Origin of the sequence: Rahnella aceris (assembly GCF_011684115.1) — a bacterium.
GTDB lineage: Bacteria > Pseudomonadota > Gammaproteobacteria > Enterobacterales > Enterobacteriaceae > Rahnella > Rahnella aceris.
In genome coordinates this window covers 2,118,062-2,135,051 of sequence record NZ_JAADJV010000001.1, presented here as the reverse complement: position 1 = coordinate 2,135,051, position 16,990 = coordinate 2,118,062, and the positions used below count along the sequence as shown (strand labels likewise).

Sequence of the window (16,990 nt, the reverse complement as noted above, 5' to 3'; positions counted from 1 at the left end):
CGGCGTGTATAAAAAAGCCCTGAATGGCGGCAGCGATTCAGGGCTTTATACGTTGAGGGAAGGGGATTACTTCTCCTGCACACCCTCGACCGAAATAATCAGCTCGACATTCTGCGATGCCGGACCGAGATCGGTAGTAATTCCATAATCCTTCAGCGCGATGGACCCTGCCGCTTCAAAACCTGCACGATAACCGCCCCATGGATCCTTGCCCTGACCGAGCAACTTAGCCTGTAACGTTAAAGGTTTGGTGACGCCGTTCAGCGTGAAATCGCCAGTCACTGCCAGATTTTCACCTTCTTTCTTCACTGATGTTGATTTGAATGTGGCCTGCGGATGTTTGCCAACATTCAGGAATTCAGCGCTGCGCAAATGTTTGTCACGTTCGGCGTGATTGGTGAATACGCTGGTGGTGTTAATCGTGACATTCACTTTATCCGCAGCGGGATCTTTCTCATCAAAAGTGAATCCGCCATCGAAATCATTAAAGCTGCCGTACAGCCAGCTGTACCCTAAATGCTTGATACGGAATTCAATAAAAGCGTGCTGACCTTCTTTGTCGATCTTGTAGCTGGCTGCCGTTGCCGAACCCGCCGCCAGTAACAGCGACGCCAGGGTTAAACCCAGAGTGGTCTTTTTCAACATGGTTATTCTCCGTTTATCCATAATATGAACAACATAAGTAAAGAGCTGACCGTGAGCCGGATCAGCGCCCCAGCATGCGGGTCAGGGTGCTGTCACGATCGATGAAATGATGTTTAAGCGCGGCAAGGGCGTGAAAACCTGAGATGATCACAATGCCCCACGCCATCCACAGATGCAGCGTGCCCGCGATATCGGCCTGTTGTTCCAGTCCAGACAGTGTGGCAGGGATCTCAAACCAGCCGAAGACACTGACAGGCTGACCTTCAGCCGTCGAAATCAGATAACCGCTGATCAGAATGCCGAACAGGCCGATGAACAGCAGAACATGAGCCAGCCAGGCGCCAATACGCGTTTTCACGCTGTAGCTTGCCAGCGGCTTAGGTGGCGGAGAAATAAACCGCCAAGCAAGACGAAATACCATCGCAGCAAAAATCAGGATGCCGATACTTTTATGTATTTCCGGTGCACGGTGATACCAGGTGTCGTAATAGCCCAATCCGACCATCCATAATCCCAGTGCAAATAAACCATAAACGGCCACAGCGATGAGCCAGTGAATTAACACTGAAATATGGCCAAAGCGTGCAGGTGTATTTTTCCACAGCATAAGATGATGTTCTCAGTGAAGAGGGTGTTTGTGGAAAATAAACATTTGGAAACATATTGGCAAACTATTATTTTCAAATTAACCGATTAATTTAACTTGTTCATTATTTTTGATGGTATCAGGAAGGTTTCCTTCAGTGCTTTTGCTTTTGTTATCTTACGGCGGTTTTGATTATATCGATTTCAGTGATGACAGGGGTCTGTAAGGTTTTGTCATCGAAGGTAAAGTTAATCCTGATACTAAAAATTTGAGTAAAAATAATGATTTCAGGAGTGATTAATCCTTGTTGATGCTTTTCATTAGCCGGTCATTTTATGTGAACATGAAGTTTTGTTATTCAGGCTATCAATCTAAATGTTTCTTAAATAAAACGTAAATATGTTAAAGGTTGATTCTCGAGGTGATCGAGATCAGTTTGTGATATCAGACAATATTTATAATTCTCAATAATCCTGATTAGGAATTTTTTTATAGATTAATATTTGATGTTTGCCGGTGTGGGCGCTTTAGCTGAATTAAAAGAGCACCATCCGACATCACATGGAGAGTGACATATGTTTCCTGCAATGAGCCGTTTTATGGCAGTGCCAGTGCTGCTGACAACATTATTATTCCCCCTGACCCGCGTGGCGGCGCAGCCTTTGCCGACAGTGACCACTGAGACCATCACCACTCAACCTGATGGCGTCAGCCGGACCTATCTCGGGCGTCTTGAAGCTGTTCAGGCCGTCAATGTGACCAGCCGGACTGAAGGATTTATCGCCCGCCGGGCCTTTGAGGAGGGGCAGTTTGTGAATGCCGGCGACGTCTTGTATGAAATCGATCCCGCCTTGCATCAGGCGGCTGTCGCTCAGGCCAAAGCCCAGCTCGACAGCGCCAATGCTACCGCACGCCATGCACAAACCCATCTGAACCGCATACAGCGTCTCGGTGATGCGCGTACCGTCAGCCAGTCTGATGTCGATACCGCGCTGGCTGCCCGTGATACCGCCCGTGCGGCTGTCGCGCAGGCGCAGGCGGCGTTAAAAACGCAGGAACTGCAACTAAGCTATACCCGCATTACGGCGCCCATTGCAGGGCGCATCGGCGTGAGCCATTTTCATACCGGCAGTCTGGTGAATCCGGCCAGCGGTGCACTCACGGAAATCGTGCAACTCGATCCGGTACGTGTGGTGATTTCAGTGAATGAACGTGATGTTCTCAGTGCCAGCCACAGCAGTGGCACGCTGGAAGACGCTTTCTCTGCCGATAACATGACGCTTTCTCTGCGCTTATCGGACGGTTCACCTTATATGAAAGCGCCCGTGCTGGAATCCCTCGGCAATCGTATTGATGCGCAAACAGGGACCTTGCCGGTCAGGCTGACCGTGGCAAATCCAGACCATCGTTTGCTGCCGGGGGGCACCGTGAACATGGCCGCAGAGCCGCGTTCCGGACATTCTCTGCCGGTACTGCCTGCGCAGGCTTTGCAGCAAAATGCGGCAGGGCACTTTGTCTTGCTGGTGAATGCCGGACAGCGCGTGGAAGCACGCCCGGTGCGTCTTGGTGCACAAACGGGACACGGCTATTTCGTCATTGAGGGTTTGCAGGGCGGAGAAAAAGTTGTGACAGAAGGCCTGCAATGGATCCGGCCAGGTATGGAAGTGAATGCACGGGCTGCTACGGATGCCCCGGATATGGCCGCGAAGAAACGTTAAGGAATAACGATGCTCCAGCAATTTATTAAAAGACCCCGCTTTGCGGTTGTCATCGCACTGGTGACGGCGCTGATCGGTGCCGTCGCCCTGAAGGTCATTCCGGTTGAGCAATATCCGGATATCACGCCACCCGTGGTGTCAGTCAGTGCTATTTATCCCGGTGCGAGTGCACGGGACGTAGCGGAATCCGTTGCCGCGCCGATTGAGGCGCAGGTTAACGGTGTCAGTAACATGCTGTATATGTCGTCGAATAGCGGCAATAACGGCAGCTACACCCTGACTATTACGTTCGCCAGCGGTACGGATCCGGATACGGCGGCTGTTGAAGTACAAAACCGTATTTCACAGGTCAGCTCACGTCTTCCGCCGGAAGTGCTGAACACGGGCGTGTCGGTGCGCAAACAGGCTTCTAATATTCTGATGGGCATCAGCCTCCTTTCACCGGAAAATACCCATGACATGCTGTTTATCAGCAACTTTGCCAGCATTCAGTTGCGTGATGCGCTGGCACGTGTGGATGGTGTGGGTGATGTCCGGGTTTTCGGTTCCCGTGATTACAGCATGCGTATCTGGCTGGACCCGCGCAAAATGGAAGCGCTGGATGTCAGCAGTATGGAAATCAGCGCCGCTATTCAGAATCAGAATGTGCAGGCGGCGGCCGGGCAGATTGGCGCGTCACCGAGTCCGTCAATGCAGCAGCAAACCCTGACCATCAGCGGCGCGGGGCGTCTGAGTTCGCCGGAAGCGTTCGGCAATATTATTGTGCGTAAAAATGCTCATGGCGGTACGGTGCGTTTGCGCGATGTCGCGCGTATTGAACTGGGTGCGCAGGATTATCAGGTGAATGCGACACTGAATCAGACGCCGTCTGCCTTCCTGTCAGTCTATCCCGCACCGGGGGCAAATGCGCTGAATGTGGCGAATGCTGTGCGCGAAGAAATGTCGCGTCAGGCACGCAATTTCCCGGATGATCTTACCTATGAAATCAAATTCGACTCGACTCGTTTTGTCAGTGCTACTCTTGATGAGATTGCCGTTTCACTGGTACTGACCTTCGTCGTCGTCCTGTCGATTGTTTATCTGTTCCTGCAAAGTATGCGGGCGACATTCATCGTCGCACTGACCATTCCGGTGTCTTTACTGGGGACGTTTGCCGTGCTTTATGCCTTTGGCTATTCCGCCAATACCCTCAGCTTATTTGCCATTATTTTGGCGCTGACGGTAGTGGTCGATGACGCCATCGTGGTGGTGGAAAACGTTGAGCGCCTGATGATGGAGGATCCGTCGCTCGGGCGTGTGGCCGCAACCCGCAAAGCTCTGAAGCAAATTGCCGGGCCGGTCATCGCCACTACTGTGGTTCTGCTGGCGGTATTTGTGCCCATTGCGGTTCTGCCGGGTATTACCGGTGCGCTGTATCGTCAGTTTGCTGTCACTCTGTCGGCGGCCGTTGTTCTTTCAAGTATCAACGCGCTGACCCTGACCTCTGCGCTGTGCGCAACCCTTCTCAAGCCGCGACCTGCGAAGCCGGCCCGTGTTTTCCACTGGTTTAATCAGGGGCTGGACGCTGTTCGCGATGTCTATGTGAAAGCCGCACGGGGCATCAGTAAAAATGTGTTCACCAGCGTTGTAACGGTTCTGGTGATCGGCGGAGCCTGTGTATGGGGCTACAGCAGTTTGCCAAAATCCTTCCTGCCGGATGAAGATCAGGGCTACTTCTTCGTGAATGTGCAGTTACCCGACGGGGCGTCATTAAACCGCACCGATGCCGTGCTCGGGCAGATGCAGCAGATTATGCAAAAAGACCCGGCGGTCGAGGATGTGATCGCCATCAGTGGCTTCAGCCTGCTGAGTGGCGGGAGTTCGCCAAACGCCGCCTTTGGTATCGTGTTGCTCAAGCCGTGGGGGGATCGCGACAGTGTGGATCAGGTGATTGGTCGCCTGCAACCGGCGATGGCGGGCATTCCCTCTGCAATGATTAGGGCAATAAATCCGCCCGCGATTTCCGGATTAGGTACGGCCTCAGGGCTGGATTTACGTTTGCAGGCGTTACAGGGGCAATCGCCACAGGAACTGGCTGTCACCGGACAGGCGCTGATCCAGGCCGCTAACCAGGATCCTCATCTGAGCCGTGTGTTTACTACCTTCAGTGCATCCGTGCCGGAAATCGCCCTGAGTGTGGATCGTGACCGTGCGGCGCTGTTACAGGTACCGGTCAGCCGTATTTTCGGTACGTTGCAGACATCACTTGGTGGCGTGAACGTCAGCGATTTCATCATCAATAACCGTCTGTTCAATGTGCAGATGCAAAACGAAATGGAAGATCGTCAGCGCGCAGACCAGATATCCACACTCACGGTACGCAGCGACAACGGCTCACTGGTTAGCCTGGCGAAGATGGTTGAACTGACACCGTCGCTGGGTGCACCGTTTATCACGCAATATAATCAGTTCCCTTCACTGGCTATCAGCGGCTCGGCGGCACCCGGCATCAGTTCCGGTGAGGCGATGGCGCAGATGGAACATATCCTGAGCGAGAAGCTGCCTGCGGGTTACGGCTATGAATGGACCGGCATGTCATTGCAGGAAATTCAGGCTGGTGGCCAGGCCATCCTTATCTATGCCGCGGCACTGCTGTTTGCGTATCTGTTTCTGGTGGCGCAATACGAGAGCTGGAGCATTCCTCTTGCTGTGATGATTTCTGTGATTTTCGCGGTGTTTGGTGCAATCGGCGGCCTGCACATGGCGGGGCTGAGCAACGACGTATATGCTCAGATTGGTATGGTCTTGTTAATCGGCCTCGCGGCGAAAAATGCCATTCTGATTGTTGAATTCTCAAAAGCCAGAAGAGAAGAGGGGGCATCCGTTAGCGAAGCGGCACAGGACGGCGCGAAACAGCGTTTCCGCGCGGTAATGATGACGGCAATCTCGTTCATTCTCGGGGTGTTACCGCTGGTCATGGCATCCGGTGCAGGTGCCATGAGTCGGCATATCATCGGCGTTACGGTGTTCAGTGGTATGTTGCTATCCACGACGGTGGGGATCCTGTTTATTCCTGCGCTGTATCTGCATATCCAGCGTCTGCGTGAGTGGGTGAAATCTCGCTAAGGATCCGGCCAGCTTCAGGAGAGAAAGGCTTGCGTAAAACGATCGTGACAACTCAGGGTCTGAAAATTGTTGTAATGATGGCGATGCTGGTAGTGATCTTCGCGGGGATTAAATCTGCTGCAGATATCATTGTGCCCTTTATTCTGGCGCTGTTTCTGGCTTTCGTATTGAATCCGCTGATTGTCTTACTGGAAAAATGGCGGGTGCCCCGGGCACTCGCTGTTTTGCTGGTGGCAACGCTGGTGATTTGCATGATGGTTTTTCTGACCACCAAACTGCTGGTGACGCTCAATGAATTTGCCCGCACATTGCCACAATATCGCGGACTTATTGTCGACAAACTCAGTGATATTGAGGCCTGGTTTCCGCAAAGCGAACTGACGTTATCTCCCGAGCAACTGGCCAGTTACATCGATCCGGCGGCGACGCTGAATATGGTCAGTAAGTTAATCAGCTATTTGTCCAACGCCATGGCCGGTCTGTTCTTACTGCTGATGACCGTGGCATTCATGCTGCTTGAAGTCCCGCAACTGCCCTACAAAGTGGAGCAGATGTCTGAGGACCCGGGCAAAGGAATGGCTAATATTCAGCGTGCCCTGGACAGCGTGACACGCTATCTGGTGATCAAAACGCTGATAAGTGTGGTGACGGGGCTGGCAGTTTGGGCCTTGCTGGCAGTTACCGGCATCCGTTTTGCGTTCCTGTGGGGGATGCTGGCTTTCGCCCTGAATTACATTCCCAATATTGGTTCTTTTATCGCGGCTATTCCGCCGATCATTCAGGCATTTTTGTTTAACGGTTTCAGTGAAGGGTTGATCCTGGCAGGGGGCTATATCCTCATCAATCTGATTTTCGGCAGCATTATTGATCCGAAAATTCTGGGGCGCGGATTGGGGTTATCGACGCTTGTGGTCTTTATGTCGCTGATATTCTGGGGATGGCTGATGGGGCCGGTCGGCATGTTGCTTTCGGTGCCGCTGACGATTGTGCTCAAAATAGCCCTTGAACCTACGGCGGCAGGTCACAAAATTGCCGTGCTTCTGGGCGATGGTCCGCCAGAACATAAAAGTTAGCTTTTCTCTTCAAAATGATGAGCAAACATTTCAATTTTTTATGCATTAAGCGAATCACTGAAAGCAGGATGTTTGTGATCTTTGTGGGAGTCGCGTGACGAGAAATTATGCTTGTCATTGGTGAGGCTGCTCAAGATGAGTCTGCTAACATTAAGTCCATCGTCGGCTTCTGTCGTCATAGTGCAACCTGGCGAGAGAGAAGGGATACAAACAAGATATTTAAAAAGATGGGTGAAGAATATCACGATATAAAATGCCCTGAATTATCAGGGCATTTAGGGTTTTTGCAGGTTTAGCTATAAGTTTTGTAAATCATCTGCAAGTCGTCTTTAATTTGTCGGCTGATTGGCGTCGCAGAAATATCATCAATGGGCCAGAATAAATACTTAATCAGGTTGTAAATGAAACAAAACTCCAACCGGTTACGGACTTTGATTTTCTGCGCCAGATGTCGTTTATGGACATATACCGTACGGCTGCTGATGTTTAATTTTCTGGCAATACGGTAGTTCGGCATCTCAGACATCCAGTAGCTCATTACCAGAATTTCCTGATCGCTAAGTAACATTTTTGGCAAACCGAAGTTATTTATCGGCATAAATGCTTCGGGATCTGCTGCAATCTGCTGCAAGAGGGAGGTGAGTGCCTGCTTGTTGAGAATAGAGACTTCGCGGGTAACGGCAATCGGTGTTTCAGAATCCGGGTAACTGGCGTCAACGTAGCAGTATATTCGGGCGCTTTTACGAAATTCAAAAAACGCTTTTAATTCCTCAGATACTTCTGCGTTATGGCAATGGTTTGTCATATTCACAAGAATAATATCAGGTTGAAATTCAGGAATTAGATTGAGGGAGTGAGAAATATTCACAGTGTCGATAATATCGAGGCTGTTATTTTCAATAAGATAAGAGAAAATTCCTAAACGCGTAAAACCACAGGGTTCAATTATACAAATTTTCATACCACGTCCTTGTCATGCGTAACATTACGCGCCGAAACCACTCCTGTGATTTCTGTATCCAGCATAGATTCTTTTCTATAATGCTGTCAATTCGTAAATTCCAGTCTATTGATCTTGTTCAAACTGGAATTGAAAAATCGTATCGTAAATAAAATGATAACCCTCGATGAATATTCACGAGGGTTGAAATTATTTTACGTTAATTGAACCGCGTAAGAGAAAAGGGGGTGAGATCAAAAGGAATAGGATGATTGTTACCGAAGTGAGTAACTATTTCCCCTAATACGCTGGCGAATTTAAAACCGTGACCACTTAATCCCGAAATCACTAAGGTATTTTCTCTGTCCGGCAGGGTATCAATAATGAAATCTTCATCAGTCGTCATGTCATAAGTGCATGACGCACCACGCAAACTGACACCTACACCCGGCAGGAAATGGCGGAAGAAATTGAAGGACTCTGTGCCATCCTGACTGACGCTGCCATAAGGTTTACGCTGCTCGGGTTCCGTTATCCATTGACCACCGTTATGCTTACCTAACTTAAGTTCATCCTTCACTGAGGGGAATCCATAGTACTGATCGCCCTGCAGAGTTTCGAGCGTAAAGGCTGGAAAATGGTTTTCTTCACTGTAGCGGCCATCTGCATGGAACCAGGCAAACACCTTACGCAGAGGTTTCACGGGTAATTCCGGGAGGATTTTCGTGACCCAGGTTCCCGCCGTTACTACCAGTTTTGCCCCGCGGTAGACTCCGTCAATCGTTGAGACTTCAATGCCATCATCCAGCCAGTTAATACTTTCAACGGGACAGTTGAATAATTGCGCACAACCCGCTTCCCGTGCGAGACGAATGTATGCCGCAACCGCCATTTCACTTTGCAGAAAACCCGAGTTGGGTTCGTATACACCGCAATAGCCGTCGTGCAGCGTGAACAGAGGCCACTTTTCACGAATTTCAGCCGCACTGAGGGATTGTATGACGAGATTGTAGGTTTCTGCGCTGTTCTTAACGTTACCGATAAATTCAGAGTTTTCAGGACCAATATTCAGGACGCCGCTACGATGGAAAATCTTATCGCTGCTCAGTTCTGCCAGCTCATCCCAAAGCGTTTGAGCTCTCAGCAGCATTGGCACATAACGGGAACCTTCGCCGTAAGCGTGGCGGATAAGGCGTGTTTCGCCATGGTGACTGCCCGCCTGATGGGGTGGCATTGCGCTATCTATCATCAGCACTTTCAAGCCGGAACGGGTGGCGTAGTAGCCTGCGGCTGAACCGACCGAACCGCTGCCTACGATAATGAGATCGTAATCCATAATTCAAACGTTCCTGTGGTGAGAATTTTTAACAAACTGGCTACTGGCATGATAGAGAGTTTAAGGCGAAGAAGGCAAGCAGCGCGGAGGCAAAGAAAAAGGCACCAGGATAAATCGCTGGTGCCTCAGACTGGCAGGTAAAGATTAGTGTTTTCGGTGATCACTGTATTCGTACTCGTTAGATTCTATCTTTTCGATGCCGGCTTCAAGAATGTTAATGAGTTGCCGTGCAACGTCGGTAGTTAACCACAAGGTTCTGTCTACCTGAGCATCCTCGGGTGTCTGGTCTTTTGAAGACAGGTAATGAAGGCGTATCATCATGGCATCATAAGAGTCGACGGTACTGATATCCCAACCAACAAGCGGGTGTGTCTGAATAACTTCATCATTTCTGTCCATATAGACCCCTTATATTGTAGTGACTGACGTGAGTGACTATCTGAGGATCAAGGCGGCTCATTATCATGTGAGCAATTTCAGTATAAACAGATAAACCGATTTATGGAGTGATTTAAGCGTATTAAATTGTAAATAATTTGTGTTGATTATTTATTCAGCGGAATAATCTGAGATTAACTTAAATTTTATTTTTCAGAAGAGTCTGTTTTATGCAGTAAAAAAGAATAAAAAACCGGACTGCGACGCCCGGTGAAATACACCAATAGCCTTGCGGCGTGGTTTTAATAAACCTGATTATTATAGATAGGGAGTAAAAAGTGAATGGCTTTTCAGGGATTTCATCGGGTTACTCATCGTTCTGATTTGAGAACCAGTCATCAGCGCTTTCCCAGGTTTCCTGAAGAATTTCCTCGATAAGGTCACGGTCAGTTTTTGCGCCACCCAAAACGGACAGGCTATTTGCCCCCGCATAGCGGACCTGAATTTTATTTTCGCGGTCAGAAAACTGTTTGTTAATTCTTTTACTCAATTCACCTGATAACGCGTCCAGCGCGCCAGCAGGCAGAGGCTTGGTTTTATCGATTGTGACTTCAACACGCATAGGACCTCCTGAATAGGTTTGACTGTATATTTATACAGTCAAATCATGATCAGTGCAATACACGCTTGTGAGAATTTGTATTTAGTTCGACGTCACTTTCCAGTTCAGTGTCTGACCTGCGAGGAATGGCACAACAGATTCATTGCCCAATGCAATTTCTTCCGGCTGCGTCACCGGTATACGAGACATTTCGATGAAGTCTTCATTGAGCGGCAGGCCATAGAAACGCGGGCCGTTAAGGGAGCAAAACGCCTCAAAGTGTTGCAGTGCATTCATTTCTTCAAAGACGGTCGCATAAGCCGATAACGCCAGTGGGGCATTGAAGCAACCTGCACATCCGCAGCTCGATTCTTTACGGTCTTTGGTGTGCGGCGCAGAGTCGGTACCGAGGAAGAAGCGATCCGCGCCGCTGGCGATGACCTCACGCAATGCTTCCTGATGAACGTTGCGTTTGAGAATGGGGAGACAGAACAGGTGAGGGCGCACGCCGCCAACCAGCATGTGATTGCGGTTGAACATCAGATGCTGCGGCGTAATGGTTGCGCCCAGATACTGATTGCCGGAAAGAACATACTGCGCGGCTTCTTTGGTGGTGATGTGCTCGAAGACAATTTTCAATTCAGGGAACTGACGACGCACCGGATCCATAACTTCATCAATGAAGCGGGCTTCACGATCAAAAATATCAACATGGTTGTGAGTGACTTCACCGTGGATCAGCAAAGGCATACCGATTTTCTGCATACGTTCCAAAACAGGGTAAATCATTTTGGTATCAGAAACGCCATGCTGGGAATTTGTTGTCGCGTTGGCCGGATACAGTTTTGCTGCTGTGAACACGCCTTGCTCGAAACCGCGGGCAATTTCTTCCGGATCCAGAGAATCGGTCAGATAGCAGGTCATCAGAGGGGTAAAATTATGTCCGACAGGCAACGCGGCCATAATCCGTTCACGATATGCTATCGCAGCCGCCACGGTGGTTACGGGAGGGCTCAAGTTTGGCATGACAATCGCACGACCAAATACTTCACTGGTGAAAGGTAACACCGTGCTGAGCATTTGGTCGTCACGAAGGTGAATATGCCAGTCATCTGGACGGCGGATTTTCAAAACTTGCGGTGTTGCGGTCATCAGGCAAAACTCCGGCATTGAGAGACAAGATATTGGGATCAGGTGCGGTAATGGGAGCATTAACGGCGGGGAACAAGAATAAGCGTAAAAGCGATGTGTTGCATCTGTTAAATAAAGTTCGTATTGAAATCAATGTGTCGAAAGGTTCATAGTGGGGACAGATTTTAGTCAGAGTGCTTACCGGTTCGCCGCTAAGCATGACCAAAAAAACAGGAGAACCATTATGGAAATCAGAGTTGTTGCCACTATTGTCGCTAAAAAAGAGTTTACGGCAAAAGTGACAGAAGCGTTGCTTGACGTAATTGAACCAAGCCGACAGGAAGTAGGGTGCCTGCAATATGAGTTGCATCAGGATCTCGATACAGAAGGGACTTTTGTTTTCTACGAGCGATGGGCCTCTGAAGAAGCGCTGAATCAGCACAACAAAACTGAACATTTCCAGCATTTTGCAAAAAGCCTGGAAGGTAAACTGGAGGAACTCACGATTCGCCGGTTGAAAAGTCTGGCCTGATGAGATTGAATCTTCAACAGTTTCTATAAAAAAACCCGCCGAGGCGGGTTTTTTTAGACTGAGTGGTCAGCGATTACTCGGCTGGCATCTCAGGTTTGGTGGCCGGGGCTGTTGCAGTGGTGGCTGCCGCATGGCCGCCTGCAGAGCCCTTACCCTCAAAGTTGAACTCAGGACGAATCCAGTCACTGTGACGAGGTGGCTCTGGCACATAGGCAGGTGCTGGCGCCTTCGTCATTGGCGCGGTTGCGAGGTGCTTGAAGCGAGGTGCAACAACCGCAGCTTCAGTACCTGTCGGAGCGGCTGCGACTGGCGCAGTTTCCACAGCAGGTTTAACTTCAGCAACAGGTTCAGCTTTCACTTCGGGTTCGGCGACTGGCGCAGGTGCCTGAACTTCAGATGCAGCGAGAACATCTGTGGGTTCAACGATCGCAGGCTCGAGCGCTTCTGGCGCAACATCAACCACAGGTGTTTCTGCAACAGGTTCAGCTGTTGCCGGTTCGACCAGCACTGGCTCGTCGGCTACAGGTTGTGCAACGTCTGCTGCTGCGATTTCGGCCGGCACCTCTTGTGGTGCAGCGTCAACAACATCATTGACAGGCTCTGCGACTGGCTGTTGCGTAACTTCAGTGATGTCAGATATGACCGGTGTATTCGCCTGTGCAATCTCGACCTGCTCAGTCAGCACTTCAGGAGTTTCTGTTTCAGTAACCTGTTGTTCAGAGGACTGAGCAACCGGATAAGTGACCCAGACTTTACCCGAAGCCATTTCCGGAGAAACGAACGCACCTGCAAGTGGCATTGGTGACTGGGTCGGATAACGCTCATCACGATAACGACGACGACGTTGGCCGCTTACACGCAGATGGCGTGGAGAACGACGTGAACGACGTGGCATGCCATTTTCACGGGCGTTGTCATTCTGATTATCTTCGCTATCAGCAACGTTTGCGGTTTCAGCATCAGAAGGTTCCTGCTCAGCAATCGCTGGCGCCGCAGGGCGAGTGCCGGTGATCAATAACTGAGCTGCAGCTTCTTCTTCATGATCTACTTCTGCTTCAGATTCGAAACGGATTTTATGCGACAACTGACGACGCTGACGGCGCTGAGTTGGCTGACGATCTTCCTGCTCAGTGTCATCGGCAACCACCGGAGCAGCAACTTGTTCGACAACTGCGACATCCTGAACTTTCTCTTCAGTTTGTGGTTTACGCTTGTCTTCAGAACGGCGACGCGAACGTTCACGGCGAGGCTGTTGCTGCTGTTCTTCACGAGCGACAGTTTCAACTTCTTCGCTACGGGTTTCGGTAACAACCTGTTCCTGATTACGGCGGCCACGGCGCTGCTGATCATCACGCTGTTCGCGATTATTTTCGCGGGTATCACGGCTTTCACCACGATTATCACGATTGTTGTCACGACCTTCGCCACGTTCACCACGATTACCGCGGTCATTGCGCTCACCGCGTTCTCCGTTGCGATCACGACGTCCGCCCTGGCGGCGTTGATTACGGCGTTCGTTGTTACGACGGTTTTCCGTTTCAGTAGCTTCCGGCGTCTCTTGCGGTGCTTCAACAGGTTTAACTTCCTGCTGTGGCTCCGGTGCGAACAAGCTTTTCAACCCACTCAGAAGGCGGCTGACAAACCCTGATTTCTCAGCAACAGGTGTCGCAGGCGCATTAACTGTTGCCGTTCGGGTTTTAACCGGTTCTTCGGTCACTGTTGCCTGCTCAAAGCTGGATGGAGGCGCTTCGCTTTGAAGCGCAAACGCAGCCAGAGCCGGTTGCTCAGGACGACGACGTTCAGTCGGCAACTCTTCTGAAGGTTGCAGCATTTCCGCTTCATGAATCTGTGGCAGCAAATAGCTCAGTGCAGAAATTTCTTCGCCTTTACGAACGCGAAGAACATGGTAGTGCGGAGTTTGCATCTGATCGTTAGGCACGATCACTGCACGCACACCACCCTGACGTTTCTCGATGGCATTCACCGATTCACGTTTTTCGTTCAGCAAGTAAGAAGCGATTGGCACCGGAACGATGGCATGCACTTCTTTAGTATTTTCTTTCAGTGCTTCTTCTTCGATCAAGCGCAGAATCGACAGTGACAGAGATTCGTTGTCACGGACGGTACCAGTACCTGCACAACGCGGGCAGATATGGTGCGTTGATTCACCCAATGACGGGCTGAGGCGCTGACGGGACATTTCCAGCAAACCGAAACGGGAAATGCGGCCGATTTGAATACGGGCGCGGTCCTGACGAACGGCATCACGCAGACGATTTTCTACTTCGCGCTGGTGGCGAACAGGTGTCATGTCGATGAAGTCGATAACAATCAGACCACCGAGGTCACGCAGGCGTAACTGACGGGCAATTTCATCTGCAGCTTCAAGGTTGGTGTTGAATGCGGTTTCTTCGATATCGCCGCCGCGGGTTGCACGCGCGGAGTTGATGTCGATAGCGGTCAGCGCTTCGGTGCTGTCGATAACAATAGAGCCACCGGAAGGCAGACGGACTTCGCGCTGGAAAGCGGATTCAATCTGCGATTCGATCTGGTAATGACTGAACAGCGGAATTTCGCCAACATACGGCTTAATTTTGCTGCTGAAATCAGGACGACCCAGAGCAGCAATATGTTCTTTTGCCAGCTCGAGGACTTTCGGGTTATCGATGAGGATCTCACCGATGTCCGGGCGCAGGTAATCACGAAACGCACGAACGATAACGTTGCTTTCCTGATGGATCAGGAATGGCGCAGGGCGGCCTTCAGCGGCTTTCTTGATCGCATCCCAATGCTTAAGACGGAAAGTCAGGTCCCACTGCAGAGCTTCTGCGGATTTACCGACACCGGCAGTACGCACAATCAGTCCCATGCCATCAGGCAGTTGCAGGGAAGACAAGGCTTCTTTCAGTTCAGTACGGTCATCGCCTTCAATACGGCGGGAAATACCCCCTGCGCGTGGATTGTTTGGCATCAGAACCAGATAACTACCGGCCAGACTGATAAACGTCGTCAGTGCTGCGCCTTTATTTCCACGCTCTTCTTTATCTACCTGAACAATGACTTCCTGGCCTTCGCGCAACACATCTTTGATGTTCGGGCGGCCATGGGAAGAATAATTGTTTGGGAAATATTCGCGGGAAATTTCTTTCAGAGGGAGGAAACCATGTCGTTCCGCGCCGTAATCTACGAATGCTGCTTCCAGACTTGGCTCAATGCGGGTGATTTTACCTTTGTAAATATTCGCTTTTTTCTGCTCATGGCCCGGACTTTCAATATCCAAATCATACAGCCGCTGTCCATCTACGAGGGCAACGCGCAACTCTTCTTGCTGAGTTGCGTTAATCAACATTCTTTTCATCTTAACTTACTCATTATTATTCCATTATTGACAGAGCTGCGGGCAAAATGACCTCATGACCGGATAAACCGTTGGCCCCGAGTCTTCTCGCAAATCGTCAACCTCACGGCTGTCGCTTGCATAGGGGCGCATTATTTCGGTAAGTCTGCTTTTGCTGTATTAAAGACACCAGCGTTGTGAAAACAGCACTTTTATTAGGGGAATAGCTTCTGAATTTGCGTTAACAGATCTCATTCCATTCGCCGGCCAAGCTGCAACCCGCAGCCCGCTAATTGCTTGATTTCACATTACGTCTTACGCCATTGCTGCGTTTTTGTGCGATCAGGCAAATCTATAATTCCTGCGTTTTCCCTAACTTAAGAGAAACAACGCCGAAAGTGACTTCATTATTCCATTGCAGGCACTGTGATAGCAAGGTGACTTTTCCCAAGCAGGTAAGATATTTACCTCAATGAGAGATGCGCCGCATTGTCAGAACCTGAGCTTTCTTAAAAAACAGGGGGAGTGAGAAGGTTTTCCTGTGCTGTTACTGGTAAAGTAAAAGTTAAGCACATAAAAATCAGTGGCGCGAACCGTGCCGGATATTTAGAATCGCGAGCCATGAAAACTGAGAATCCAACTGTACAATTAATCCCCATTTCTGACGACGAAGCTGGTCAGCGTATCGACAACTTCTTACTTAAAATCCTTAAGGGCGTGCCGAAGAGCATGATCTATCGCATCGTGCGTAAGGGTGAAGTGCGGGTAAATAAGAAAAGAATTAAGCCGGAATATAAATTAATTGCCGGTGATGAAGTGCGTGTCCCGCCCGTTCGTGTTGCTGAACGTGATGAAGCGCCTGTTTCTGCAAAGCTGGATAAAGTCGCCGCGCTGGCGGATTGCATCTTATATGAAGACGATCATTTGCTGATCCTTAATAAACCTTCCGGCACTGCCGTACACGGCGGCAGTGGTTTAAGTTTCGGCGTGATTGAAGGCCTGCGTGCGCTGCGTCCGGATGCTCGTTTTCTGGAACTGGTTCACCGTCTGGACCGTGATACTTCCGGTGTTTTGCTGGTCGCCAAGAAACGCTCTGCACTGCGTTCCTTACATGAGCAACTGCGTGTGAAAAGCATGCAAAAGGATTATCTGGCGTTGGTCCGGGGTGAATGGCCGTCACACTGCAAAGTCGTGCAGGCCCCTTTACTGAAAAATATTCTGCAAAGCGGCGAACGTATTGTCAGGGTTAATGCCGAAGGCAAGCCTTCAGAAACGCGCTTCAAAATTGAAGAACGTTATGAGTTTGCAACTCTGGTTAAAGCCAGCCCGGTGACCGGCAGAACCCATCAGATCCGCGTACACGCATTGCATGCCGGACATCCGATTGCGTTTGATGACCGCTATGGTGAGCGTGATTTCGATGCAAAACTGTCCGGAACAGGCCTCAATCGTTTATTCCTGCATGCGGCGGCGTTGCGTTTTGAGCATCCGAACACGGGTGAGACGATGCGTATTGAAGCACCGATGGATGCCAAACTGCGTAACTGCCTGAAAGTTTTACGGGGTAAAACGACAGCACGTTAAAGTGCGAATAGTAAACAGAGGCGC

Annotated in this window: 13 protein-coding genes; 5 read left to right on the top strand and 8 right to left on the bottom strand. The window is 50.1% G+C overall.

Annotated features, from left to right (window positions below):
- Positions 1 to 66: 66 nt before the first annotated feature.
- The gene (locus GW591_RS09665) at positions 67 to 642 is read right to left on the bottom strand and encodes a YceI family protein (RefSeq protein ID WP_015690191.1); all 576 of its coding nucleotides are present in this window, start codon (positions 640 to 642) and stop codon (positions 67 to 69) included.
- Between the two features lie 64 nt (positions 643 to 706).
- Positions 707 to 1,252: a cytochrome b gene (locus tag GW591_RS09660; protein ID WP_013576265.1), complete on the bottom strand. Its 546-nt coding sequence runs from the start codon at positions 1,250 to 1,252 to the stop codon at positions 707 to 709.
- Between the two features lie 554 nt (positions 1,253 to 1,806).
- Between GW591_RS09660 and GW591_RS09655 the strand changes: the two genes are divergently transcribed.
- From GW591_RS09655 to GW591_RS09645, 3 genes are read left to right on the top strand one after another with little or no spacing between them, the layout of a single operon-like run.
- Positions 1,807 to 2,949, top strand: a complete 1,143-nt coding sequence (locus GW591_RS09655) for an efflux RND transporter periplasmic adaptor subunit (RefSeq protein ID WP_166860504.1) — start codon at positions 1,807 to 1,809, stop codon at positions 2,947 to 2,949.
- 9 nt (positions 2,950 to 2,958) lie between these two features.
- Complete coding sequence (locus tag GW591_RS09650; RefSeq protein WP_166860502.1) at positions 2,959 to 6,054, top strand: efflux RND transporter permease subunit; 3,096 nt, start codon at positions 2,959 to 2,961, stop codon at positions 6,052 to 6,054.
- Between the two features lie 29 nt (positions 6,055 to 6,083).
- Complete coding sequence (locus GW591_RS09645; RefSeq protein WP_037037317.1) at positions 6,084 to 7,127, top strand: AI-2E family transporter; 1,044 nt, start codon at positions 6,084 to 6,086, stop codon at positions 7,125 to 7,127.
- A 292-nt stretch (positions 7,128 to 7,419) separates the two neighbouring features.
- Here the strand turns inward: GW591_RS09645 and GW591_RS09640 are convergent, their stop codons facing one another.
- From GW591_RS09640 to pyrC, 5 genes are all read right to left on the bottom strand, one after another.
- Positions 7,420 to 8,088, bottom strand: a complete 669-nt coding sequence (locus GW591_RS09640) for a LuxR C-terminal-related transcriptional regulator (RefSeq protein ID WP_166860499.1) — start codon at positions 8,086 to 8,088, stop codon at positions 7,420 to 7,422.
- A 199-nt stretch (positions 8,089 to 8,287) separates the two neighbouring features.
- Positions 8,288 to 9,403, bottom strand: a complete 1,116-nt coding sequence (gene solA, locus GW591_RS09635; protein WP_166860497.1) for an N-methyl-L-tryptophan oxidase — start codon at positions 9,401 to 9,403, stop codon at positions 8,288 to 8,290.
- Positions 9,404 to 9,547: 144 nt separating this feature from the next.
- Positions 9,548 to 9,802 (bottom strand): biofilm formation regulator BssS, encoded by a 255-nt coding sequence (bssS, locus tag GW591_RS09630; protein WP_013576258.1) that lies wholly within the window; start codon positions 9,800 to 9,802, stop codon positions 9,548 to 9,550.
- A gap of 346 nt (positions 9,803 to 10,148) precedes the next feature.
- Entirely contained in the window at positions 10,149 to 10,403 is a 255-nt protein-coding gene (gene dinI / locus GW591_RS09625; RefSeq protein WP_013576257.1) for a DNA damage-inducible protein I, read from the bottom strand.
- An 81-nt stretch (positions 10,404 to 10,484) separates the two neighbouring features.
- On the bottom strand, positions 10,485 to 11,534 hold the full coding sequence (gene pyrC / locus GW591_RS09620; RefSeq protein WP_037037326.1) for a dihydroorotase: 1,050 nt from the start codon (positions 11,532 to 11,534) through the stop codon (positions 10,485 to 10,487).
- A gap of 223 nt (positions 11,535 to 11,757) precedes the next feature.
- On the opposite strand from pyrC, the gene GW591_RS09615 reads away from it, so the two are divergent.
- Positions 11,758 to 12,045, top strand: coding sequence for a putative quinol monooxygenase (locus tag GW591_RS09615; RefSeq protein WP_013576254.1), 288 nt, complete (start codon positions 11,758 to 11,760; stop codon positions 12,043 to 12,045).
- 73 nt (positions 12,046 to 12,118) lie between these two features.
- Here GW591_RS09615 and rne read toward each other — a convergent pair whose 3' ends face one another.
- The gene (gene rne, locus GW591_RS09610; protein ID WP_166860495.1) at positions 12,119 to 15,403 is read right to left on the bottom strand and encodes a ribonuclease E; all 3,285 of its coding nucleotides are present in this window, start codon (positions 15,401 to 15,403) and stop codon (positions 12,119 to 12,121) included.
- Between the two features lie 600 nt (positions 15,404 to 16,003).
- Here rne and rluC point away from each other — a divergent pair.
- The gene (rluC, locus tag GW591_RS09605) at positions 16,004 to 16,966 is read left to right on the top strand and encodes a 23S rRNA pseudouridine(955/2504/2580) synthase RluC (RefSeq protein ID WP_013576252.1); all 963 of its coding nucleotides are present in this window, start codon (positions 16,004 to 16,006) and stop codon (positions 16,964 to 16,966) included.
- Positions 16,967 to 16,990: the final 24 nt, after the last annotated feature.

Bases quoted from the DNA above. Each gene is read 5' to 3' on its own strand.
- GW591_RS09660 (WP_013576265.1), bottom strand. From the start codon at position 1,252: ATGCTGTGGAAAAATACACCTGCACGCTTTGGCCATATTTCAGTGTTA.
- GW591_RS09655 (WP_166860504.1), top strand. From the start codon at position 1,807: ATGTTTCCTGCAATGAGCCGTTTTATGGCAGTGCCAGTGCTGCTGACA.
- GW591_RS09650 (WP_166860502.1), top strand. From the start codon at position 2,959: ATGCTCCAGCAATTTATTAAAAGACCCCGCTTTGCGGTTGTCATCGCA.
- GW591_RS09640 (WP_166860499.1), bottom strand. From the start codon at position 8,088: ATGAAAATTTGTATAATTGAACCCTGTGGTTTTACGCGTTTAGGAATT.
- solA (WP_166860497.1), bottom strand. From the start codon at position 9,403: ATGGATTACGATCTCATTATCGTAGGCAGCGGTTCGGTCGGTTCAGCC.
- bssS (WP_013576258.1), bottom strand. From the start codon at position 9,802: ATGGACAGAAATGATGAAGTTATTCAGACACACCCGCTTGTTGGTTGG.
- dinI (WP_013576257.1), bottom strand. From the start codon at position 10,403: ATGCGTGTTGAAGTCACAATCGATAAAACCAAGCCTCTGCCTGCTGGC.
- pyrC (WP_037037326.1), bottom strand. From the start codon at position 11,534: ATGACCGCAACACCGCAAGTTTTGAAAATCCGCCGTCCAGATGACTGG.
- GW591_RS09615 (WP_013576254.1), top strand. From the start codon at position 11,758: ATGGAAATCAGAGTTGTTGCCACTATTGTCGCTAAAAAAGAGTTTACG.
- rne (WP_166860495.1), bottom strand. From the start codon at position 15,403: ATGAAAAGAATGTTGATTAACGCAACTCAGCAAGAAGAGTTGCGCGTT.
- rluC (WP_013576252.1), top strand. From the start codon at position 16,004: ATGAAAACTGAGAATCCAACTGTACAATTAATCCCCATTTCTGACGAC.